Genomic DNA, 24,406 nt, shown 5'->3' with positions numbered 1-24,406 from the left:
TTTTATGGTAAAATGGTTCTATGAATGAAAGAATGAAAGAGCTCGTTGAACTGCTCAATCGCTATGCGACAGAGTATTATACAAGTGATAATCCATCTGTATCTGATAGTGAGTATGACCGTCTTTATCGTGAATTGGTAGAGTTAGAAAAAGCTCATCCTGACCAAGTTTTGCCAGAAAGTCCGACACATCGTGTTGGTGGAAAGATTCTTGATGGGTTTGAGAAATATAGTCATCAGTATCCTCTCTATAGTTTGCAGGATGCTTTTTCACGTGAAGAACTTGATGCCTTTGATGCGCGTGTTCGTAAGGAATTGGATGATGTTACTTATATTTGTGAGTTGAAGATTGATGGTTTATCGATTTCCTTGACTTATGAGCAGGGAATTTTTGTTGCTGGGGTAACTCGCGGTGATGGTTCCATCGGGGAAAACATCACTGAAAATCTTAAACGAGTGAAAGACATTCCTTTATCATTACCAGAAAAATTAGATATTACTGTTCGTGGGGAATGTTATATGCCGAGAGCTTCTTTTGACCAGGTCAATCAATCTCGTCAAGAAAATGGGGAGCCAGAATTTGCCAATCCACGAAATGCTGCTGCAGGAACCCTTCGCCAGTTAGATACAGGAGTAGTAGCTAAGCGTAATCTTGCAACCTTCCTTTATCAGGAAGCTAGTCCTTCAACTCGGGATAATCAAGAGAAGGTTTTGAAACATTTAGAACAATTAGGCTTTGTAGTTAATCAAAGACGTCTATTAGCTCATAGTATGGATGAGGTTTGGGCGTTTATTCAAGAAGTAGGTCAAGAAAGAGACCAATTGCCTTATGATATCGACGGTGTCGTGATTAAGGTCAACGACCTAGCTGGTCAAGAACAGCTTGGTTTTACGGTTAAAGCGCCTAAGTGGGCAGTCGCTTATAAGTTTCCTGCAGAAGAAAAAGAAGCAAAATTGCTTTCTGTTGACTGGACAGTAGGGCGTACAGGAGTTGTGACTCCGACTGCTAATCTTACTCCAGTGCAACTTGCAGGTACAACTGTAAGTCGTGCAACTCTTCATAATGTCGACTATATCGCTGAAAAGGATATCCGTAAGGATGACACAGTCATTGTCTACAAAGCGGGTGATATCATACCAGCTGTTCTACGAGTGGTAGAATCCAAGCGAGTGTCAGAGGAAAGACTAGATATTCCAACAAACTGTCCAAGTTGTGAGAGTAAGTTGTTACACTTTGAAGATGAGGTGGCTCTTCGTTGTATAAACCCACGTTGTCCAGCTCAAATCAAGGAAGGGTTGATTCACTTTGCATCTCGTGACGCCATGAATATCTCTGGCCTTGGTCCATCAATCGTTGAGAAACTATTTGCAGCCAATTTGGTTAAGGATGTTTCAGATATTTATCGTTTGACTGTTGAAGATTTGCTCTTGCTGGATGGCGTCAAGGAAAAATCTGCTCAAAAGCTCTACCAGGCTATTCAAGCATCCAAAGAAAATTCTGCTGAAAAACTCTTGTTTGGTTTGGGGATTCGTCATGTAGGAAGTAAGACAAGTCAGTTGCTTTTACAAAACTTCCACTCAATCGAATCGCTAGCACAAGTCAATCCTGAAGAAATTGCAAGTATCGAAAGTTTGGGAAGTGTCATTGCCCAAAGCTTACAGACCTATTTTGCTACAGAGGGTTCTGAAATCCTTTTAAGGGAATTGAAAGAATCAGGTGTTAATCTAGACTACAAAGGACAGACAGTTGCAGCAAATGCAGCCTTGTCTGGTCTAACTGTCGTATTGACAGGAAAGCTAGAGCGTCTTAATCGCTCAGAAGCTAAAAATAAATTAGAAAGTCTAGGAGCCAAGGTTACTGGTAGTGTGTCGAAAAAAACAGACCTTGTTGTAGCAGGAGCAGATGCAGGAAGCAAGCTCCAAAAAGCACAAGAACTGGGAATAGAGATTCGTGATGAAGCTTGGCTTGAGAGTTTGTAAGCTATGAAAGAAGAAAAAAAACGCGCACGTCTCATTTATAATCCGACATCAGGCCAGGAAATGATCAAGCAAAATATCGCAGAAGTCCTAGAAGTGTTAGAGAGCATAGGCTATGAAACCAGTGCTTTTCAAACCAAACCTGAACACCTGTCAGCCCAGAAAGAAGCAGAAAGAGCTGCAAAAGCTGGCTTTGATTTGGTTTTAGTAGCTGGTGGCGATGGCACCATCAATGAAGTGGTTAATGGAATTGCACCTCTGGAACATCGTCCAAAGATAGCCATCATTCCTACTGGGACTACCAATGACTATGCAAGAGCATTGAAAATCCCTATGGGGGATCCAGTTGCTGCAGCGAAGATCATTGCTAAAAATGAAACCAAGAAAATTGATATTGGTCGTGCCTTTGGCGATAAGTATTTTATCAATATTGCTGCGGCAGGAGCTCTTACAGAGCTAACCTATAGTGTTCCGAGTGAACTGAAGACGCGTCTGGGTTATCTGGCCTATGTTGCTAAAGGCATCGAGATGTTCCCAAAATCCAAAGCCCGTCCTGTTCGTATTTACCATGATTGGGGAATTTTTACAGGAGAAGTTTCTCTTGTCTTTGTTGCCTTGACCAATTCTATCGGTGGATTTGAGCAATTCGCACCTGATACCAAGCTGGATGATGGCAATTTCACGCTTATTCTAGTAAAGACGGATAAAATACTAGATATGTTGAGTTTGCTAGTTCAGGCCATGAACGGAGGCCAACACGTATCAGATGTCAATGTTGAATATCTGAAAACTAGTAAACTCCGAATTGAAACTTTGGATCAGGAAGAGCCGTTTATGCTTAATCTTGATGGAGAATACGGTGGTGACACACCAGTAGATTTGGAAGTGTGCCATAATCACATTGAGTTTTTTGTGAATTGTGAGGCGATTGATCAAGAAATTATTAGTAACATATAAAATCAAATTTAATTTAGAAATTAGGGAGAACTATGTACAATTATCCTGTACTTATTCATTATCATCGTAAGGATGAAGCCTACGAGGCTTGCAGTTTCAGTAAAAAAACAGTAGATTCAGTAGAGCTTATCAAAGAAGAAGAATATTTTGGTGCCAAATTTTCACTGACTCAATCGAGTGAAGTAGCCCTTGAGACCATGACTTTTAGCGTTGAAAAAGATGGTGTCAGCAAAGAATATCCCATTCGCTTCAATTACTATCCACTTTTGACAGAGGTTTGGATTTTGGATGGAGATGATACAGTTTATTATTCTGAAAATCCAGCCATTGCCAGTCCCCACTATAAAGACCAAAATCCTTTTGCCTTCGACAAGGCAATCAATAGTGCTAGTTTTGACCACCACTGGGGTTATCAAGGAGAGTTGGGATGTCAAGTTTCTGAAACTGAAACAAGATTTAGCCTATGGGCACCAACAGCTACATCTGTCCAAGTAGTAGTCTATGAATCTGCAAGTAACGACGCACCTATCCTTAAAACCTTTGAAATGGAGCGAGGAAATAGTTATTCCTATAGCCACAAGTATAATACAATTGGAGTTTGGAGTTTATCAGTTCCAGAAAGCTTAGCAGGTTGTGCTTACCACTACCAAATTGACTTTCCTCATCACCAGTCATTAACTCGTGATCCATATACAATAGCGACAAGTCCTGATGGAAAACGTTCAGCCATTGTCTCAAATCAAGATCGTCAGGTCGAAGGTTTTGAGGTTAAGCATGGTACAGAAGCAATTTGGCGCTTGGAAAATCCTTGCCAGGCAGTTGTGTATGAAATGCATATCCGTGATTTGACTAAGTCTGAAACATCTGGTGTTGCGCCAGAATTAAGAGGAACCTTCTTAGGTGCAGCGCAAACTGGAACAGTTAACCAATATGGTCAATCGACTGCGTTTGACTATATCAAAGAACTTGGTGTCAACTATGTTCAGCTACAACCAATTGCTGACCGTCATAAAGAATACGACGCTGATGGAAATGTGACTTATAACTGGGGATATGATCCACAAAACTACAATGCTCCAGAAACTAGCATGTCTACAAATCCAAATGATCCAGGTCAAGCTATCCGTGATTTGAAGGCTATGGTCCAAGCTTATCACGATGCTGGTATCGGTGTTATTATGGATGTTGTTTACAATCATACCTTCTCAACGGTGGATGCGCCATTCCAAACAACGGTTCCCGATTATTATTATCGAATGAACCATGACGGAACCTACCAAAATGGAACAGGAGTCGGGAACGAAACTGCCAGTGAGCATGAAATGTTCCGTAAATATATGATTGATTCTCTTCTCTACTGGGTAAAAGAATTCAATATTGACGGTTTCCGCTTTGACTTGATGGGAATCCATGATGTCAAAACTATGCAGATGATTCGTTGGGCTATGGACGAAGTCGATCCTAAAATCATCCTTTATGGAGAAGGATGGGATATGGGAACTGGTCTTGCTCCTTATGATAAGGCTAAGAAAGATAATGCCTACCAGTTGCCAAACATTGGATTCTTTAATGATAATCAACGTGATGCGGTTAAAGGTTGTGAAGTCTATGGTTCTATCAAATCTGGTTTTGTCAGTGGTGCAGGTACTGAGCCGATCGTCGCAAAGGCTATCCTTGGAAGCCGAGAGCTGGGTTCTTATCTCAGTCCCAATCAGGTTCTTAACTATGTAGAAGCCCACGATAACTACAATTTGCATGATTTGCTTAAAACCCTTCATCCAGCGGAGAGTGAAAAACGTATCATGAAGAAAGTAGAAACAGCGACAGCCATGAACCTTCTCATGCAAGGGATGGCCTTCATGGAGTTGGGGCAAGAGTTTGGCCGTACCAAGCTTGTAGCTACAGGAGAAAATGGCGAGTTGACTCACGCAGATCGTGAGCGAGCAATGAATAGTTACAATGCTCCAGATAGCGTCAACCAAGTCAACTGGGATTTGATCAATGACCGTCAAGATAGCATCGAGTTTGTCCGTCAAATTATACGACTCAAAACACAAACCAATGCCTTTTCATACCCTACCTATGAAGAAGTTTACCGTCATGTCTTTGTTCACACAGCCATTGAAAATAGTGGTTGGATTGTCTACGAGATTCATGGTGGTGAAGAGCACTTCTTGGTTGTTTTCAATGCCAAAGGGGCTTCCTATTACTATGAAAATGCAGGAAACCTTGAAATGCTAGTTACAAATAGCCGTTCTAATCAAGAAAATGCCATTGACGATGTTAGTGTGGCAGTTATGAATGTTTTATCCTAAAAAATGAACCAAAACTCAAGATTTATGCTTGAGTTTTTTTATATTCCTAGACCTAAAAATAAAAATGGAACTATTACTAAAAATGATTGAAAATTTCAGAAAATTTGGTAAAATTATATAAAAAGAGTTATCTACGAATATTATGTTACCGAAACCTAAAAATGTTCAGTTTTTAATCGAGTTATTTTATATATAGATAATGAGAGTTATTATTGTAATAGTAGCTAATAGAAAATTCCATCGCTTATTATCATTTATGAAAATTTTAGAAATGTTAAGATAACTATATGAAGATTTTCGAAAAAAATTTTAGGAGAATTCGGAAATTAGTTGAAAGTTTTCTTAAAAGGTAGTATAATAGAAATATAGAAAACGCTTACAATAAAAGGGGGATTCAATGGATAAATTTGAGGCTTTAAGAACTTTTACTAGTGGCGAAAATTTTCATCTTCAGCACTATTTGGGAGCGCATCGTGAAGAAAGAGACGGTGAGAATGGCTATACATTCCGTGTCTGGGCGCCAAATGCGCAGGCTGTCCATCTAGTTGGTGATTTTACTAACTGGGCTGAAAATCAAATCCCCATGGTTCGTAATGAATCTGGAGTTTGGGAAGTTTTTACAACTTTAGCTCAAGAGGGGCATATTTATAAATATCATATTACTCGTGCTAACGGGCATCAGCTTATGAAGATTGATCCCTTGGCTGTTCGCTATGAAGCTCGTCCAGGAACAGGGGCAGTTTTGACAGAAATTCCTGAGAAAAAATGGAAGGACGGCCTCTGGTTAGCTCGCAGAAAACGTTGGGGATTTTTCGAGAGACCGGTCAACATTTATGAGGTGCATGCAGGATCTTGGAAGAGAAATCCTGATGGAACCCCTTATAGTTTTGCTCAACTTAAAGAAGAGCTCATCCCATATCTCGTTGAGATGAACTATACTCACATCGAGTTTATGCCTTTGATGGCTCACCCACTTGGTTTGAGTTGGGGTTATCAGCTCATGGGTTACTTTGCTTTAGAGCATGCCTATGGACGTCCAGAAGAGTTTCAAGACTTTGTTGAGGAATGTCACATCAACAATATCGGTGTAGTTGTGGATTGGGTGCCAGGTCACTTTACAATCAATGATGACGCTTTGGCATACTACGACGGTACACCGACTTTCGAATACCAGGATCATAATAAGGCTAACAACTACGGTTGGGGAGCACTCAACTTTGACCTTGGTAAAAATGAAGTCCAATCTTTCTTGATTTCTAGCATTAAGTTCTGGATTGATTTCTATCACCTAGATGGTATTCGTGTTGATGCTGTAAGTAATATTCTCTATCTAGATTATGACAATGCTCCATGGACACCAAATAAAGACGGTGGCAATCTCAACTATGAAGGATATTATTTCCTACAACGTTTGAACGATGTTATTAAGCTAGCTCATCCGGATGTTATGATGATTGCAGAGGAGTCTTCTTCAGGTACCAAGATTACTGGCATGAAGGAAATGGGTGGACTTGGATTTGACTACAAGTGGAACATGGGTTGGATGAATGATATCCTACGTTTCTACGAAGAAGATCCCATTTATCGCAAGTATGACTTTAATCTTGTGACCTTCAGCTTCATGTATGTCTTTAATGAAAATTACCTCCTACCATTCTCACATGATGAGGTTGTCCACGGTAAGAAGAGTATGATGCATAAGATGTGGGGGGATCGTTACAATCAATTTGCAGGCCTGAGAAATCTCTACACCTATCAAATTTGTCACCCAGGTAAGAAATTACTCTTCATGGGTAGCGAATTTGGTCAATTTTTAGAGTGGAAGTCAGAAGAGCAATTAGAGTGGTCTAACCTAGAAGATCCAATGAATGCTAAGATGAAATATTTCACTTCACAGCTTAATCAATTCTACAAAGACCATCGTTGTCTCTGGGAAATAGATACAAGCTATGACGGTATTGAAATCATTGATGCAGATAATAGAGACCAAAGCGTCCTATCCTTTATCCGAAAAGGTAAGAAAGGCGAGATGCTAGTCTGTGTCTTCAATATGGCACCAGTTGAACGTCCTGATTTTACAATTGGTCTTCCAGTTGCAGGCATTTATGAAGAAATTTGGAATACAGAGTTAGAACAATGGGGTGGTGTGTGGAAAGAGCATAACCAAACAGTTCAAACTCAAGAAGGATTGTGGAAGGATTATGAGCAGACTTTGACATTTACCTTGCCAGCTATGGGAGCAAGTATTTGGAAAATCAAACGTCGCATCAAACCTACTAAAAAAGTCGCTAATAAAACTCAAAAAGGAGTAGAAAATGAAGAATGAAATGCTAGCTTTAATCCTTGCTGGTGGGCAAGGAACTCGTCTCGGTAAACTCACTCAAAGCATTGCTAAACCTGCCGTGCAATTTGGTGGGCGCTACCGTATCATTGACTTCGCTCTTTCAAACTGTGCTAACTCTGGTATCCATAATGTTGGGGTTATTACACAGTATCAACCACTAGCTCTCAACAGCCACATTGGTAATGGTTCTAGTTGGGGTCTAGACGGTATTGACACAGGTGTTTCTATCCTTCAACCCTACTCTGCAAGTGAAGGAAATCGTTGGTTTGAAGGTACAAGTCATGCCATTTACCAAAACATCGACTATATCGACAGTATCAATCCTGAGTATGTTTTGATCCTTTCAGGTGACCATATCTACAAGATGGACTATGATGATATGCTCCAATCACACAAGGACAATAATGCCAGCTTGACAGTTGCTGTCTTAGATGTGCCACTTAAAGAAGCTAGCCGTTTTGGTATCATGAATACAGATGCAAACAATCGCATTGTAGAATTTGAAGAAAAACCAGCTGAGCCAAAATCAACTAAGGCATCAATGGGGATTTATATCTTTGACTGGAAACGACTTCGCAATATGCTAGTTGCAGCTGAAAAGGCCAACCTAGATATGTCAGACTTCGGTAAAAATGTTATTCCAAATTATCTTGAAACAGGCGAGAGTGTCTATGCTTATGAATTCAATGGATACTGGAAGGACGTTGGTACTATCGAATCACTCTGGGAAGCAAATATGGAATACATCTCTCCAGAGAATGCTCTAGATAGCCGTAACCGTCAATGGAAAATTTATTCTCGTAACCTTATCGCTCCACCAAACTTCCTTGGAGAATTCGCTCAAGTAGAAGACTCTCTTGTAGTGGATGGCTGTTACGTAAATGGTACAGTGAAACACTCTATCCTTTCTACAGCTGCTCAAGTTCGTAAGGGGGCAGAAGTCGTTGATTCTGTCATCATGAGTGGAGCAGTTATTGGTAGAGGTGCTAAAATTACACGTGCAATCATCGGTGAAGGTGCAGTCATTGCCGATGGTGTAGAAATTGATGGTACAGAAGAAGTACAAGTAGTCGGATATAACGAAGTAGTGGGGGTAGCAACAGATGAAGATTGATAAATATTCAGCGATTTTAGGAAATACCGTTGGTTTCCATGATATGTCAACTTTGACAAGTAACCGTCCAGTGGCAACTTTACCATTTGGAGGAAAGTATCGTTTGATTGACTTCCCACTTTCAAGTTTAGCTAATGCAGGCGTTCGTAGTATCTTTGGAATTTTCCAACAAGATAACATCAGCTCTGTATTTGACCATATTCGTTCAGGACGTGAGTGGGGTTTGAATACCCTTCTTAGCCACTACTATCTTGGAATCTACAATACTCGTGTAGAAAGTAGCACTGTTGGTAAAGAGTACTATCAACAACTCTTAACTTACTTAAAACGTTCAGGTTCAGACCAAACAGTTTCCTTGAACTGTGATGTTTTGGTGAATATCGATCTCAATCAAGTTTTCCATTTGCATAATACAACAAAATCACCAATTACAGTTGTTTACAAGAAATTGCCTAAGAAGGACATTTCAGAAGTAAATGCAATCCTTGATATCGATGAAACTGACCATGTGCTTTCTCACAAACTCTTTGATAAAAAATCAAATCAAGATTTTTACAACATGTCAACAGATATCTTTGTTGTAGACACTCAATGGTTGATTAAACGTTTGGAAGAAGAAGCTCAAAAAGAATATCCAGAAAAATTACGTTATGTTCTTCGTGATTTGGCAGCCAAAGAAGGTGCTTTTGCATATGAATACACAGGATACCTAGCCAATATTCATTCAGTAGAAACATATTACCAAGCTAATTTAGATATGCTTGATCAGCATAAATTCTACTCATTGTTCTCTCCAAATCAAAAGATTCATACTAAAGTTAAAAACGAAGAACCTACCTACTACGCATCTGGTTCAAAAGTGAACACCTCTCAATTTGCTTCTGGTAGTATCATTGAAGGTGAAGTGGATAAATCTATTATTTCGCGTAATGTTCGTATCGATAAAGACAGCTTGGTTAAAGAGTCTCTTATCTTCCCTCGTGTTGTCGTTGGAAAAGGTGCACAAGTTGAGTATGCAATTATCGATAAGGGTGCTGAAATAGCTGAGGGAGTTGTTATTCGAGGTACAGCAGAAAACCCTGTTGTCATCAAAAAAGGCGAAAAAGTAACAGAGGATGTCCTTTCATGAAAATTTTATTTGTAGCAGCAGAGGGCGCTCCCTTTTCAAAAACAGGTGGATTGGGAGACGTTATCGGAGCACTTCCAAAATCATTAGTAAAAGCTGGGCATGAGGTTGCTGTTATCTTACCTTACTATGACATGGTAGAAGCCAAGTTTGGTGATCAGATTGAAGATGTCCTTCAATTCGAAGTCTATGTTGGTTGGCGGAGACAATTTTGTGGAATTAAGAAAACAGTTCTAAATGGTGTTACCTTCTACTTCATTGACAATCAATATTATTTCTTCCGTGGACATGTTTATGGAGACTTCGATGATGGTGAACGCTTTGCCTTCTTCCAACTTGCTGCCCTTGAAGCTATGGAGCGTATTGGATTCATACCTGACGTCCTCCATGCTCATGATTACCATACAGCAATGATTCCGTTCTTGTTAAAAGAAAAATACAGATGGATTCAAGCTTACCAAGGAATCAAGACTGTTTTGACCATTCATAACTTGGAATTTCAGGGTCAATTCTCTGAAAGCATGCTTTGGGACTTGTTCAGGGTTGGATTTGAGCGCTATGCTGATGGAACAGTTCGTTGGAATGATTGTCTTAACTGGATGAAGGCAGGTATTCTCTATGCAGATCGTGTATCAACCGTGTCACCGAGCTATGCTTATGAGATCATGACTACAGAATTTGGTTGCGGTATTGATCAGATTCTTCGTATGGAATCTGGTAAGGTTTCTGGTATTGTTAATGGTATTGATACTGATTTATACAATCCAGAGACGGATGCTTTACTTGAGTATCATTTTAATAAAACTGATTTGTCAGGAAAAGCTCAAAATAAAGCGAAACTTCAAGAAAGAGTTGGTCTTCCAGTACGTCAAGATGTTCCAATGATTGGTATCGTGTCACGTTTGACTCGTCAGAAGGGCTTTGATGTGGTGGTTGAAAGCCTGCATCGTATGCTTCAAGAGGATATTCAAATTGTTCTCTTGGGTACTGGAGATCCAGGATTTGAACAAGCCTTCTCTTGGTTTAGTCAAGTATTCCCAGAAAAACTTTCTGCCAATATTACTTTCGATGTGAAATTAGCTCAAGAGATTTATGCAGCGTGTGATATTTTCCTCATGCCGAGTCGCTTTGAACCGTGTGGACTTTCACAAATGATGGCCATGAGATATGGTACGCTTCCTTTAGTAAACGAGGTGGGTGGACTTAGAGATACTGTTCAAGCCTTTAATCCAATTGAAGGAACAGGTACAGGCTTTAGCTTTAACAACCTAACTCCATACTGGCTCAACTGGGCATTGCAAACTGCTTTGGACGTTTATCATAACCATCCTGACGTATGGAAAAACATGCAAGTTCAGGCTATGGAATGTGATTTCTCTTGGGATACAGCTTGCAAGTCATATCTTGATTTGTATCATAGCTTAGCAAACTAAATAGTTAAAATCGTATGATACCTTCATACGATTTTTTGAGATTATGAAAGTAAGGCAATTATATGAAAAAAATTAAAGGACTCTGTGTACTGGATGTTGATGGGACACTGATAGAAGAGGAAGTTATTGATTTGTTGGGGAAAGAAGCAGAATGTGAAGAAAAAGTAGCTCTACTGACTGTCCAAGCTATGAGAGGAGAACTTGATTTTGAAGAAAGCCTGAGAAAACGTGTTTCTTTATTAAAAGGACTATCTGTAGATACTTTTGATAAGATTTATCATGAACTACACCTTAGTAAAAATGCTGCGCAATTTATTAATACTCTGCAAAAAAATCAGATAGAAGTGGGTCTAGTTTCGGGTGGATTTACACCTGTGGTTGAAAGAATAGCAAAAGATTTAGGGATTTCATTATTTGCTGCTAATCAACTGGAAATCAGAGATGGTTATTTAACTGGAAATCTTGTTGGTCCTATTATCAGCAGAGAAGTTAAAAAAGAAACCCTAGTAAGATGGGCTGATGAATTAGAGGTACCAATTGATAGAACAATTGCTATTGGAGATGGAGCTAATGATTTAGCAATGTTGAAGAGAGCTGGAATCGGCATTGGCTTCTGTGCCAAAGAAATCGTGAAAGAGGAAATTCCCCTTCAAATTGAAGATAGAGATTTAACAAAAGTATTGAATCTGATAGATTTCCTTTGATTAGAAAGATGAGTGTATGAAAATTGTTATCGCGCCTGACTCTTTTAAGGAGAGTCTCTCTGCTAACCAAGTAGCTAAAGCTATTAAACGAGGCCTTAAAAAGGCTCTACCTGAATCGAAATGTTTGCTCTTACCTGTAGGCGATGGAGGGGAAGGAACAGTGGATGCCATTAAAAATTCACTTGGTCTTGTAGAAAAAACTGCTTTAGTGACAGGTCCCTTTGGAGATGAGATTCAAATGACTTATGTTCAAAAAGGAGAACTTGCTCTGTTCGAGGTGGCCGATTTAGTTGGGCTTGCTAAAATTCCTATTGAAAAACGAAATCCACTGAAGATTCAAACAAAGGGGATTGGTCAACTGATCCTATATTTAATCGAACAAGGAATGAAAGAGATCTATATCGGAGTTGGTGGGACATCCAGTAACGAAGGTGGAATTGGTATTGCTTCAGGACTTGGTTACCAGTTCTATGACAAAAATGGAGATGAACTTCTAGCTATTGGTCAGTCTTTGTTTGAAATTACTGATATCTCAAAGGAGAAAGTTATATCTATTCCTTCTGATGTGCATATCAAAATCTTAGCAGATGTTACCAATCCACTCTGTGGAACACACGGTGCTACCTATACATTTGGAAATCAAAAAGGATTGGATCCAGCTCAATTTCATGAAGTTGATTCTGCTATTGAAAACTTCTATCGTAAAGTTGCCCCTGAAATCTTAAAACTGGAAGGAGCTGGAGCAGGTGGTGGTATTGCAGCTGGCTTATGTGCTTATGCTGGAGCAACAATTGTGTCTGGTATTCAAACTTGTTTAGATCTAATCGGTTTTGATCAGAAGGTTGCGGATGCAGATCTTGTCATCGTTGGTGAAGGTAGGTTAGATTCTCAAAGTTTATCTGGTAAGGCTCCAATCGGAGTAGCAAAAAGAACACCAAATGGTGTTCCAGTTATTGCTATTTGTGGTAGTTTAGCTGAGGATTTACCTCCTTTACCATTTGAGAATGTCATAGCTGCTTTTTCAATACTAGAAAAAAGCGAACCATTAGAAGATAGTTTAAAAAATGCAGCTATCTATTTAGAAGATACAGCTGCAAACATTGGTCAAATTTTAGCTTTGAAGAAAAATTAACCAAACCATTTTTTCCAAAGAGAAGTAGGAGCTTTTTTCATCTCTTTTTCCTGCCATAAGTCTGAAAAGGCCTTTCTGAGGTCTTTTTCACTTGTTTGAACAGGGGCATCGCTATGGATAACTAGGCCAAAAGGAGAAGAGTTATGATCTTCAGAAACGATGGTCGCTTGGCAGTCAGCATCTTTGGATTGTTTTAGATAAAAAACTTGTTTATCAAACTCTACCTGAGGAGAAATTTTGACAAATAGAGGTTGAGTCTCTTTTTTAAAGGTTTCTATAATTGTTAAAAATCCATTTTTAAATTTATCATCATCAGCTGTTTCAAGGTCTGCGTAGCCAAGGACACGTTCTTCAAATGTTCCGAGAAAACGTCTTTGTTCATCAGGATTTAGTTTAAGACCACCATTGGCCTTTTCTAGGATTTGTTTAGATAGATCAGTCATAAAAATAGTATATCATAAAATAAAGGAGAAAACAGATAAAAGAAAGCGATTACTTTATAAACTTAAGGAAAATTTGCACAAAGATAACGTTTTTCCTTGAAAAAGGTGTCTTTTTAAGGTATCATAGAGGTGTAAAAAATTTAACTCAATAAGGAGAGTAAAAAATGTCAATTATTACTGATGTTTACGCTCGCGAAGTCCTAGACTCACGCGGTAACCCAACACTTGAAGTAGAAGTTTACACTGAATCAGGTGCTTTCGGACGTGGTATGGTTCCATCAGGAGCTTCTACTGGTGAACACGAAGCAGTTGAACTTCGTGATGGTGACAAATCTCGTTACGGTGGTCTTGGTACACAAAAAGCTGTTGACAACGTAAACAACATCATCGCTGAAGCAATCATCGGCTACGATGTACGTGACCAACAAGCTATCGACCGTGCTATGATCGCACTTGACGGAACTCCTAACAAAGGTAAATTGGGTGCTAACGCAATCCTTGGTGTGTCTATCGCTGTAGCTCGTGCTGCTGCTGACTACCTTGAAATCCCACTTTACAGCTACCTTGGTGGATTCAACACTAAAGTTCTTCCAACTCCAATGATGAACATCATCAACGGTGGTTCTCACTCAGATGCTCCAATCGCTTTCCAAGAATTCATGATCGTACCTGCTGGTGCACCAACATTCAAAGAAGCTCTTCGTTGGGGTGCTGAAATCTTCCACGCTCTTAAGAAAATCCTTAAATCTCGTGGTCTTGAAACAGCCGTAGGTGACGAAGGTGGATTCGCTCCTCGTTTCGAAGGAACTGAAGACGGAGTTGAAACTATCCTTGCTGCTATCGAAGCTGCTGGTTATGTTCCAGGTAAAGACGTATTTATCGGATTTGACTGTGCATCATCAGAATTCTACGATAAAGAACGTAAAGTATACGACTACACTAAATTCGAAGGTGAAGGAGCTGCTGTTCGTACTTCTGCAGAACAAATCGACTACCTTGAAGAATTGGTAAACAAATACCCAATCATCACTATCGAAGATGGTATGGATGAAAACGACTGGGATGGATGGAAAGCTCTTACTGAACGTCTTGGTGGTAAAGTTCAATTGGTTGGTGACGACTTCTTCGTTACAAACACTGCTTACCTTGAAAGAGGTATCGCTGAAGGCGCTGCTAACTCAATCCTTATCAAAGTTAACCAAATCGGTACTCTTACTGAAACATTCGACGCTATCGAAATGGCTAAAGAAGCTGGTTACACTGCCGTTGTATCACACCGTTCAGGTGAAACTGAAGATTCAACAATCGCTGACATCGCAGTTGCAACAAACGCAGGACAAATCAAGACTGGTTCACTTTCACGTACTGACCGTATCGCTAAATACAACCAATTGCTTCGTATCGAAGATCAACTTGGTGAAGTAGCTGAATACCGTGGATTGAAATCATTCTACAACTTGAAAAAATAAAATAGTTCAGTGAACTATTTTATCCCGAACCTTGAAACTCAAAAGTTCGGCTCTTGATTAAACAAGATTTAAGCCCCTCGGATTTTATCCGAAGGGCTTTTTTTCTGTTCAGGGGGCAAAAAAGGGGCAAAAATATTAAGAAATTAATTCACACATAAATTCCCTGTATTTTCACTATTCTAGGTGGAAATTCAAGATTTTTAAACGTTTTTTTGGTATAATAATACCCAGGAAAAACTAGAGAGAAGAAGGAGGTAGAGATGGAAAAGTATTTATCGGTTACAACTTTGACCAAGTATTTAAAAATGAAATTCGATAAAGACCCCTACTTGGAACGGGTCTATTTAACTGGTCAAGTCTCTAACTTCCGTAAGCGTCCAACGCATCAGTATTTTTCTCTTAAAGATGACCGAGCGGTTATTCAGGCAACCATTTGGTCAGGTATTTATCAGAAACTAGGTTTTGATTTGGAAGAAGGGATGAAGATCAATGTGGTTGGTCGTGTCCAAGTCTATGAGCCAAGTGGAAGTTATTCGATTATCATTGAAAAAGCTGAACCAGATGGTGTCGGTGTCTTAGCTATCCAATTTGAACAACTTAAGAAGAAACTGACAGAAGAAGGTTTGTTTCAAGAGCGATTTAAACAATCTTTACCACAATTTTCAAAAAAAATAGGTGTGGTGACCAGTCGAAGCGGTGCTGTTATCCAAGATATCATCACTACAGTCAGTAGACGCTTCCCTGGTGTGGAAATTGTCTTATATCCTACTAAAGTTCAAGGTGAGGGTGCTGAAGAGGAAATTGCTCGTAATATAACTCGAGCCAATGAACGCGCTGACTTAGATGTTCTGATTATTGGTCGTGGGGGAGGTTCCATTGAAGATCTTTGGGCCTTTAACGAAGAAATTGTAGTTCGAGCAATTTTTGAATCTCGTTTACCGATTATTTCGAGTGTAGGTCATGAAACAGATGTCACCTTGGCTGATTTTGTTGCTGATAAGAGAGCGGCAACGCCGACAGCTGCTGCTGAACTCGCTACACCAGTAACTAAGTTAGATCTTTTGACCTATCTTCAGAATCAAGAAAAACGCATGACTACAGCGGTTAAACATACCTTGTCAAAGAAAAAAGAAGCTTTGAGAATCCTCAGTCAATCGGTTATCTTCAGACAACCAGAGCGTTTATATGACGGTTATCTACAACGCTTGGATCAGTTACAGCTGCGACTGAAGCAAGGATTGAATGCTGAATTGGTTCGAAATCAACAAAAGGTGCAAGAACAAGTCCACCGTTTGGAACAATTATCACCAATCATCAAGATCCAGCGTTACCAGGATCGTATTTTCCAACTGCAAAAACTAATGCGTAGCCAGATGGCTGTGACCTATGATGCAAAAGTAGCAGAAGTAAAACGCCTATCAGAAGCTCTCCTTATGCTAGATACTAGTCGAATTGTAGCCAGAGGTTATGCAATTGTCAAAAAGGGAGAAGTCGTAGTGGCTTCTGCGAAAGATTTGAAAGAAAATGACCAAGTATCACTGTTGATGCGGGACGGTCAGGTAGAATTAGAGGTTAAAGATGTCAAAACAAAAGAAATTTGAGGAAAATCTAGCAGAACTTGAAACGATTGTTCAAAGCTTAGAAAATGGTGAAATTGCTTTGGAAGATGCTATTTCTGCTTTTCAAAAAGGAATGCTCTTATCCAAAGAATTGCAGGCAACACTTGATAAGGCTGAAAAGACCTTGGTCAAAGTTATGCAAGAAGATGGAACAGAAAGTGAACTGGTATGAACAAGCAGGAAAAACTAGCTTTGGTCGAGTCAGCTCTTGAAGACTTTTATGGCAACCAACAATTTGCGTCCAGTTTAAGAGAAGCTGTTCTTTATTCCATACATGCTGGAGGTAAACGGATTCGTCCATATTTACTTTTAGAAGTTTTGGACTCCTTGCAAGTGCCTATCACTCAGGAACATGCTCAAGTTGCAGCGGCACTAGAAATGATTCATACAGGAAGTTTGATCCATGATGATCTACCTGCTATGGATAATGATGATTATCGCCGAGGACGTTTGACCAATCATAAGGTGTATGGTGAAGCTCTAGCTATTTTAGCAGGGGATGCGCTTTTTTTGGATCCCTATGCCTTGATTGCCCAAGCAGATTTACCGAGCCAAACTAAGGTAGATTTAATAGCAAATCTATCACTTGCTTCTGGTAGTATGGGAATGGTAGCTGGTCAAGTATTAGATATGGAAGGTGAAGGAAAACACTTGAATTTAGAGGAACTTCAGACCATTCATGCTAATAAAACGGGTAAACTTTTAGCCTTTCCTTTCCAAGCGGCTGGCATCATTGCTGGATTGGATGAAAATCTTCAGAAACAGCTTAAAACAGTTGGCGAGTTGATTGGCCTGGCTTTCCAAGTGAGAGATGATGTGCTTGATGTTACAGCAAGTTTTGAGGAAATCGGCAAGACACCCCAGAAGGATTTGCAAGCCGAAAAGTCAACCTACCCTGCTTTGTTGGGATTAGATCAGGCGATAGCATTTTGCAATCAAACTTTGGATCAAGCTAATGCGAAACTTGAAGAGATTAGCCAAGTTGTGAGTTTTGATAAGGAGCCAATTGTGAAAATAGTAGAAAGTTTGAGAATCAATGGCTAAGGAAAGAGTAGATGTACTAGCTTACAAACAAGGTTTATTTGAAACGAGAGAACAAGCCAAACGAGGTGTTATGGCAGGTTTGGTAGTCGCTGTTTTAAATGGCGAACGATTTGATAAACCAGGAGAAAAAATTCCTGACGATACAGAGTTGAAACTCAAGGGCGAGAAACTTAAGTATGTCAGTCGTGGTGGCTTGAAACTTGAGAAGGCGCTAGATATTTTTGATCTATCAGTTGAGGGACAAACGACCATTGATATCGGAGCTTCAACTGGAGGTTTTACGGATGTCATGTTGCAAAATGGTGCTAAACTAGTTTTTGCAGTCGATGTTGGTACTAACCAACTGGCATGGAAATTACGCCAAGACCCTCGTGTTGTAAGTATGGAGCAGTTTAATTTTCGATATGCTGAAAAGACTGACTTTGAAGAAGAGCCGAGTTTTGCCAGTATTGATGTTAGTTTTATTTCCCTAGGCCTTATTTTGCCAGCTTTGCACCGAGTTTTAGCTGATCAAGGTCAGGTTGTAGCTTTAGTTAAGCCTCAATTTGAGGCTGGTCGAGAACAGATTGGTAAAAATGGAATTATCAGAGATGCCAAAGTTCACCAAAATGTTTTAGAATCAGTTAATAAAATGGCGGTTGATGAAGGATTTTCAGTTTTAGGATTGGACTATTCTCCTATTCAAGGTGGTCATGGGAATATCGAGTTTTTAGCCTATTTGCGAAAAGAAGATCACGCAATCAATCAGGTTACTTCTGAAATAGAAAAAATAGTGGAGAAAGCACATAGAGAATTTAAAGATGAATAAAAAAGAGAGACTTGAGAAGATTAGAAGATTTGTTACAGATTATCAAATCGGAACACAGGAAGAAATCGTTGAACACTTGAGAGAAGCGGGTATCTCTGCTACTCAAGCAACAGTCTCCCGAGATATTAAAGAATTAGGTATTGTAAAAATTCCATTGAAAGACAATACTTACATTTATGAATTACCAAAATCAATCGTTAGAAGCTTGCAGTTGGCAGAAAATAATATTATTCATGCTGAACGCATGGGGCATATGATTAATTTGCAAGTTATTCCAGGGAATACTATTTTCGTCAAGAGTCAGTTGATGACTGTTTTTTCTGACCAAATTTTTAGCTGTATTGCTGATGATAATTCCATCTTGATGGTATTGAGAAGTGAAGAAACAGCCAAAGATATTTTTGAGCAAGTTAAAAATTGGTAGGATTATATGTTACTGGAAATTTCGATTAAAAATTTTGCTATCATCGAATCAATTTCTTTGAACTTTGAACAAGGGATGACAGTTTTAACTGGTGAAACAGGTGCGGGTAAATCAATCATTATTGATGCTATGAATATGATGTTAGGAGCTCGAGCTACAACAGAAGTTATTCGTTATGGGGCTCCAAAAGCGGAAATTGAAGGTCTTTTTTCAATTGAAAGTAATCGCGCGCTAGAAGAAATTTTTGATGAACAAGGATTAGAATTGAGTGATGAAATCATTATTCGTCGCGAAATTTTACAAAACGGCCGAAGCATCAGTCGTGTCAATGGACAGATGGTTAATCTTTCAGTACTAAGGACGATTGGTCAACAGCTAGTTGATATCCATGGTCAACATGACCAAGAGGAGTTAATGCGCCCACATCGACATATTCAGATGTTGGATGAGTTTGGGAATGCTTCTTTCTTTGAATTAAAAGAAGCCTATCAGATGAGCTTCGATAACTACCGCCGTATGCGCAAGCAAGTGCTTGACATCAAAAAAAATCAGCAGGAACACAAGGCTCGTATTGAAATGTTGGAATTTCAGATGGCTGAGATTGAAGCAGCTAATTTGAAAGCGGGTGAAGATATTGCACTTAATCAAGAAAGAGACAAACTTCTTAACCATAAACATATCGCCGATACTTTAACAAATGCTTATATTATGCTTGATAATGAAGAATTTTCAAGCCTTGCAAATGTTCGTTCGGCCATGAATGATATGGAAAGTCTTGAAGAGTTCGATCCAGAGTATCGTGAGATCTCAAGCTCCCTTTCTGAATCCTATTATGTTCTAGAAGATATCACCAAGCGCTTGGAATCCATTATTGATGATTTAGATTTTGATGGGAATCGTCTGATGCAGGTTGAAAGCCGACTAGATTTAATTCATACCATCACACGTAAATACGGTGGTAGTGTAGATGATGTCCTTGAATACTTTGCCAAGATTACAGACGAATACAATCTTCTAACCGGAAATAATCTATCTTCTGAAGATATGGAAATCGAACTCAAGAAACTTGAAAAAAATCTTGTGGATTTAGCAGGTCAAGTTGCTCAAGCTCGCCATAAAATAGCGCAGGACTTAGAAGCTGAAATCAAGCAAGAATTGCAAGACCTTTACATGGAAAAAGCTGAATTTCAAGTTCGTTTTAGTCAAGGAAAATTCAGTCGTGAAGGTAATGAGAGTGTTGAATTTTACATTTCAACCAACCCTGGAGAAGATTTTAAACCATTAGTAAAAGTAGCTTCTGGAGGAGAATTGTCTCGTTTGATGTTAGCTATCAAGTCCGCTTTTTCTCGAAAGGAAGGCAAGACCAGTATCGTCTTTGATGAGGTGGATACGGGAGTTTCAGGTCGTGTAGCTCAAGCCATCGCGCAAAAAATTCATAAAATTGGGCAGCATGGTCAAGTATTAGCTATTTCTCACCTTCCTCAAGTCATTGCGATTGCAGATTATCAGTTCTTCATCGAAAAGATTAGCAATGAACATTCAACCGTTTCAACAGTTCGCTTGTTAACAGTTGAAGAAAGGATTGAAGAAGTCGCTAAGATGTTGGCTGGGGAGAATGTGACAGAAGCAGCATTGACTCAAGCGAGAGAATTATTACAAAGTAAGGAGAAATAAATGACAGACTATTATGTAATTGGTGATGTCCACGGAAAAGCTGGAATGTTAGAAGATTTACTTAAAACATGGGATGGCAAGACTCAATTACTTTTTCTTGGAGATCTGATTGATAGAGGAGAAGATAGCCGCCGTGTTCTTGAAATGGTCAAGGATTTGGTAGATAACCAAGGAGCTATCTGCTTATCAGGGAACCACGAGTATATGTTTTTAACTTGGTTAGATAATCCTGAAGAAAGTTATGACCACTATCGTCGTAATGGTGGGGATACAACCATTAATTCCATTTTAGGCCGTCCATTAGATGCACCAGTAGATGGAGTAGCAGATGCTAAGCGTGTTGAGACAGAAGCAGCCGACTTAGTGGAGTTTATCCGTCAGATGCCTTTTATCATTGAAACAGATAAGTATATTTTTGTTCATGCAGGTATTGATTTGACCTTGGAAGATTGGCATGATACCACAGATTATAAGAAAGTCTGGCTCAGAAAACCCTTCCATGAGGCAGAAAATCATACTGGGAAAACAATTGTCTTTGGGCATACTCCTGTTTATGGTTTGTTGGATCAAAAACCTGGCACATCTGAACTCTGGATAACAGAAGATGGTAAAGTTGGTATGGATGGGGGAGCTGTCTATGGCGGTGTTCTTCATGGTATTATCTTTACAGATCAAGGCATGACTGAACGTCATTATATTGAAAATGACGGTTTTATTGCTGAAGATTAGTACTCCTAACAGGGTATGGTCTTGTCAAAATGTTAAAAACAATTTATAATTAATAGATACCCTGAAAGGAAGAGAATGATGAACTTAGAAGAATTGAAAAAACGACAGGAGAAGATTCGTAACTTCTCTATCATTGCCCATATTGACCATGGAAAGTCAACACTAGCAGACCGTATTTTGGAGGCTACAGAGACGGTTTCTAGTCGTGAAATGCAAGCTCAGCTTCTTGATAGCATGGATTTGGAGCGTGAGCGTGGAATTACTATCAAACTCAATGCTATCGAGCTGAATTATACTGCTAAAGATGGTGAGACCTATATTTTCCACTTGATTGACACACCAGGGCACGTAGACTTTACTTATGAAGTATCGCGTTCGCTTGCTGCCTGTGAAGGAGCTATTTTAGTGGTCGATGCAGCCCAAGGGATTGAAGCTCAAACCCTGGCAAACGTCTACCTAGCTTTGGATAATGATTTGGAAATTATGCCAGTCATTAACAAGATTGACCTTCCAGCAGCAGATCCAGAGCGCGTGCGTACAGAAATAGAGGATGTTATCGGTTTGGATGCCAGCGAAGCAGTATTGGCTTCTGCCAAGGCGGGTATCGGTATCGAAGAAATTCTAGAGCAAATCGTTGAAAAAGTACCAGCCCCAACTGGTGATGTTACTGCACCACTTAAGGCTTTGATTTTTGACTCAGTTTACGATGCTTACCGTGGGGTTATACTCCAAGTTCGTGTCATGGATGGAGTTGTTAAGCCAGGTGATAAGATTCAGCTCATGAGCAATGGTAAAACCTTTGATGTGACTGAGGTCGGAATATTCACACCCAAAGCAGTAGGACGTGACTTCCTTGCGACAGGTGACGTTGGTTATATTGCAGCATCTATCAAGACAGTTCAAGACACTCGTGTCGGTGATACAGTTACCTTGGCGGCAAACCCTGCTTCAGAGCCACTAGATGGATACAAGCAGATGAATCCTATGGTTTTTGCTGGTCTTTATCCAATCGAGTCAAACAAGTACAACGATCTTCGTGAAGCCCTTGAAAAATTGCAGTTGAACGATGCTAGTCTTCAGTTTGAACCTGAAACATCGCAAGCTCTTGGATTCGGTTTCCGTTGTGGCTTCCTCGGCCTTCTTCATATGGATGTTATTCAGGAACGTTTGGAACGTGAGTTCAACATTGACTTGATCATGACTGCACCATCCGTTATATACAAGGTCAATCAGACTGATGGTGAGTCTATGGATGTGTCAAATCCATCAGAATTCCCAGACCCAACTAAGATTGCGACCATTGAAGAACCTTATGTCAAGGCTCAGATTATGGTACCACAGGAGTTTGTCGGAGCAGTAATGGAATTAGCTCAACGCAAGCGTGGGGACTTTGTGACTATGGATTATATTGATGACAATCGTGTTAACGTTATTTATCAAATTCCATTGGCTGAAATTGTCTTCGATTTCTTTGATAAGCTCAAATCTTCAACACGTGGCTATGCGAGCTTTGACTATGAGTTGTCAGAGTACCGCCCATCTAAGCTGGTGAAAATGGATATCCTTCTTAATGGTGATAAGGTGGATGCTCTTAGCTTTATTGTTCACAAAGACTTTGCTTATGAACGTGGGAAACTCATTGTTGATAAGCTCAAGAAAATCATTCCTCGTCAACAGTTTGAGGTACCGATTCAGGCAGCTATTGGACATAAGATTGTGGCTCGTACAGATATTAAAGCGCTTCGTAAGAATGTTCTTGCCAAGTGTTATGGTGGTGACGTTTCTCGTAAACGTAAACTTCTCGAAAAACAAAAAGCTGGTAAGAAACGTATGAAAGCCATCGGATCAGTAGAAGTCCCACAAGAAGCCTTCCTCAGCGTTTTGAGCATGGATGAAGAATAGTTGAGATCTCAAGAAAAAATAAGATAAATATAAAATAATGATTTTTTAAGAGGCTGGGTAAAAAGTCAATTTTCTCCGAAAATGAAAAAATATAACGCATAGTATCAAGGTTTTCAACATCTGATATTATGCGTTTTTCTGATTTTAAAGATTTTTTGCTCAGCCTCTTTTCTTAATGTTTGACAAACGCGCCAACCTCAAGTATAGCAGATTGAACTTGGAATAGCACACTACAGATTCTAAAACATTTTTAGAAATTGATTTGACTTTCCTAATCTCTTTGTTCATATCTTATTTCAATCAACTATACAAGTTTGGGAATCGACATTTCTGGGCGAAAGGTTATTATGTGAGTACAGTAGGGCTTAATGAAGCCACAATTAAGAAATGTATTCAAGATTAAAGAAATTATCCAGTGGATGATTTCTTCACGAGTATAAAAAATTTGAGAACGAGTATGGGATGATATAGCACTAGATAAATTAAGTGTGAAAGAATATGAGGATCCCTTTAGGGATAGTGGTAAGTAATACTTACGCCTTTTTAAGAGGTAAGTGACGAGTCAAGAGCGATGAGGCTTGAACAAGGTGAAAGCCAGCGTCTTTAGGCGCTGGCTGGTAATGTGGACTTATAGCCCTAGTGCAAACCACCAGTTAGATGGGTGGTTATGTATTTTTGATTTTTTTCAACTTTTATTATACAATAAAACCAAATAAAAAGAAAGCGGTAACAATATGCTTAATGCGAAAATTTTTTATATATTTTTATGTTTGATCGTTGTCGAAACTACAGGCTTGTTGTTGTTGAAAAACGGTCTTGAAAGAGGTTATTTAGATACAGGAGCTATCATCCTTGCAGTTTTTTCATTTGCTTTCTACAACCTATGTTCATTCGGTTGGGTCTGCTCTACAATAAAAAACAATAAAAAATAAATAGACGTATTTTTAGTCAGAACCTCTCAAAAAACGCATTTTCTTGAACCTGCTCTGTAAATGTGTTATACGGATTCTGCGAAAAAGTGATAGTTTTCTAAGCCATGAGCAATGGAAAAGCACCAGCAGTACGAATGGAGCCCACTGAAAAAGTCATCCAATAGATGGCTTTTTTGTTATACTAGAGATGAGGTGAAATGATGCTTGATAATCAGTTAACTATGGATGTCAGTCCTTATTCTAGTTTGTATAATATCGTGG

Annotated in this window: 20 protein-coding genes and 1 pseudogene; 20 read left to right on the top strand and 1 reads right to left on the bottom strand. The window is 39.4% G+C overall.

Features of this window, described 5'->3' with window-relative positions:
- The first annotated feature begins 20 nt into the window (after positions 1-20).
- The 9 genes from ligA to QM374_RS01445 all read left to right on the top strand — a co-directional run bounded on the left by ligA (position 21) and on the right by QM374_RS01445 (position 13,101).
- Positions 21-1,979 (top strand): NAD-dependent DNA ligase LigA, encoded by a 1,959-nt coding sequence (gene ligA, locus QM374_RS01485; protein ID WP_414310662.1) that lies wholly within the window; start codon positions 21-23, stop codon positions 1,977-1,979.
- A gap of 3 nt (positions 1,980-1,982) precedes the next feature.
- Positions 1,983-2,933, top strand: a complete 951-nt coding sequence (locus QM374_RS01480) for a diacylglycerol kinase family lipid kinase (RefSeq protein ID WP_414310661.1) — start codon at positions 1,983-1,985, stop codon at positions 2,931-2,933.
- 32 nt (positions 2,934-2,965) lie between these two features.
- Positions 2,966-5,248 (top strand): type I pullulanase, encoded by a 2,283-nt coding sequence (gene pulA, locus QM374_RS01475; RefSeq protein WP_414310660.1) that lies wholly within the window; start codon positions 2,966-2,968, stop codon positions 5,246-5,248.
- A 397-nt stretch (positions 5,249-5,645) separates the two neighbouring features.
- On the top strand, positions 5,646-7,574 hold the full coding sequence (glgB, locus tag QM374_RS01470) for a 1,4-alpha-glucan branching protein GlgB (protein ID WP_414310659.1): 1,929 nt from the start codon (positions 5,646-5,648) through the stop codon (positions 7,572-7,574).
- The gene (locus QM374_RS01465) at positions 7,564-8,706 is read left to right on the top strand and encodes a glucose-1-phosphate adenylyltransferase (protein WP_153225396.1); all 1,143 of its coding nucleotides are present in this window, start codon (positions 7,564-7,566) and stop codon (positions 8,704-8,706) included. Before glgB ends, QM374_RS01465 begins: the two co-directional genes overlap by 11 nt.
- Positions 8,696-9,835, top strand: a complete 1,140-nt coding sequence (gene glgD / locus QM374_RS01460) for a glucose-1-phosphate adenylyltransferase subunit GlgD (RefSeq protein ID WP_414310658.1) — start codon at positions 8,696-8,698, stop codon at positions 9,833-9,835. The genes QM374_RS01465 and glgD overlap by 11 nt, the downstream gene beginning before the upstream one ends.
- Positions 9,832-11,265: a glycogen synthase GlgA gene (glgA, locus tag QM374_RS01455; protein ID WP_075231597.1), complete on the top strand. Its 1,434-nt coding sequence runs from the start codon at positions 9,832-9,834 to the stop codon at positions 11,263-11,265. Before glgD ends, glgA begins: the two co-directional genes overlap by 4 nt.
- Positions 11,266-11,327: 62 nt before the next feature.
- Entirely contained in the window at positions 11,328-11,969 is a 642-nt protein-coding gene (serB, locus tag QM374_RS01450; protein ID WP_371559001.1) for a phosphoserine phosphatase SerB, read from the top strand.
- A 16-nt stretch (positions 11,970-11,985) separates the two neighbouring features.
- On the top strand, positions 11,986-13,101 hold the full coding sequence (locus QM374_RS01445) for a glycerate kinase (RefSeq protein ID WP_414310657.1): 1,116 nt from the start codon (positions 11,986-11,988) through the stop codon (positions 13,099-13,101).
- Here the strand turns inward: QM374_RS01445 and QM374_RS01440 are convergent.
- Complete coding sequence (locus tag QM374_RS01440) at positions 13,098-13,544, bottom strand: DUF1694 domain-containing protein (RefSeq protein ID WP_248034364.1); 447 nt, start codon at positions 13,542-13,544, stop codon at positions 13,098-13,100. The genes QM374_RS01445 and QM374_RS01440 overlap by 4 nt on opposite strands.
- 164 nt (positions 13,545-13,708) lie before the next feature.
- Here QM374_RS01440 and eno point away from each other — a divergent pair, with 164 nt between their 5' ends.
- From eno to QM374_RS01385, 11 genes and pseudogenes are all read left to right on the top strand, one after another.
- Positions 13,709-15,013, top strand: coding sequence for a surface-displayed alpha-enolase (gene eno, locus QM374_RS01435; RefSeq protein WP_000022825.1), 1,305 nt, complete (start codon positions 13,709-13,711; stop codon positions 15,011-15,013).
- A gap of 260 nt (positions 15,014-15,273) precedes the next feature.
- Positions 15,274-16,614 carry an exodeoxyribonuclease VII large subunit gene (gene xseA / locus QM374_RS01430; RefSeq protein WP_414310656.1) on the top strand — a complete coding sequence of 447 codons (1,341 nt, stop codon included), beginning with the start codon at positions 15,274-15,276 and terminating at the stop codon, positions 16,612-16,614.
- A complete protein-coding gene (locus tag QM374_RS01425) occupies positions 16,592-16,804 on the top strand; it encodes an exodeoxyribonuclease VII small subunit (protein WP_000043228.1) in 213 nt (70 codons plus the stop codon). Before xseA ends, QM374_RS01425 begins: the two co-directional genes overlap by 23 nt.
- Positions 16,801-17,676 (top strand): polyprenyl synthetase family protein, encoded by an 876-nt coding sequence (locus QM374_RS01420; protein ID WP_414310655.1) that lies wholly within the window; start codon positions 16,801-16,803, stop codon positions 17,674-17,676. The genes QM374_RS01425 and QM374_RS01420 overlap by 4 nt, the downstream gene beginning before the upstream one ends.
- A complete protein-coding gene (locus QM374_RS01415; RefSeq protein WP_414310654.1) occupies positions 17,669-18,484 on the top strand; it encodes a TlyA family RNA methyltransferase in 816 nt (271 codons plus the stop codon). The genes QM374_RS01420 and QM374_RS01415 overlap by 8 nt, the downstream gene beginning before the upstream one ends.
- Positions 18,477-18,908 carry an arginine repressor gene (locus QM374_RS01410; protein WP_049526273.1) on the top strand — a complete coding sequence of 144 codons (432 nt, stop codon included), beginning with the start codon at positions 18,477-18,479 and terminating at the stop codon, positions 18,906-18,908. Before QM374_RS01415 ends, QM374_RS01410 begins: the two co-directional genes overlap by 8 nt.
- 6 nt (positions 18,909-18,914) lie before the next feature.
- A complete protein-coding gene (gene recN, locus QM374_RS01405; RefSeq protein ID WP_311522733.1) occupies positions 18,915-20,582 on the top strand; it encodes a DNA repair protein RecN in 1,668 nt (555 codons plus the stop codon).
- A complete protein-coding gene (locus tag QM374_RS01400; protein ID WP_311522732.1) occupies positions 20,583-21,311 on the top strand; it encodes a metallophosphoesterase family protein in 729 nt (242 codons plus the stop codon).
- 78 nt (positions 21,312-21,389) lie between these two features.
- Positions 21,390-23,213, top strand: coding sequence for a translation elongation factor 4 (gene lepA, locus QM374_RS01395; protein ID WP_311522731.1), 1,824 nt, complete (start codon positions 21,390-21,392; stop codon positions 23,211-23,213).
- A 298-nt stretch (positions 23,214-23,511) separates the two neighbouring features.
- Positions 23,512-23,743, top strand: a pseudogene (locus QM374_RS01390) (hypothetical protein); the annotation flags it as partial.
- Positions 23,744-23,947: 204 nt separating this feature from the next.
- A complete protein-coding gene (locus QM374_RS01385; RefSeq protein ID WP_075230276.1) occupies positions 23,948-24,145 on the top strand; it encodes a hypothetical protein in 198 nt (65 codons plus the stop codon).
- The last annotated feature ends 261 nt before the right edge of the window (positions 24,146-24,406 follow it).

The organism is Streptococcus infantis (assembly GCF_047465525.1).
Lineage (GTDB): Bacteria > Bacillota > Bacilli > Lactobacillales > Streptococcaceae > Streptococcus > Streptococcus infantis_R.
Note: the sequence above shows the minus strand (reverse complement) of the source record. Positions and strands in the feature narration are given on the sequence as shown.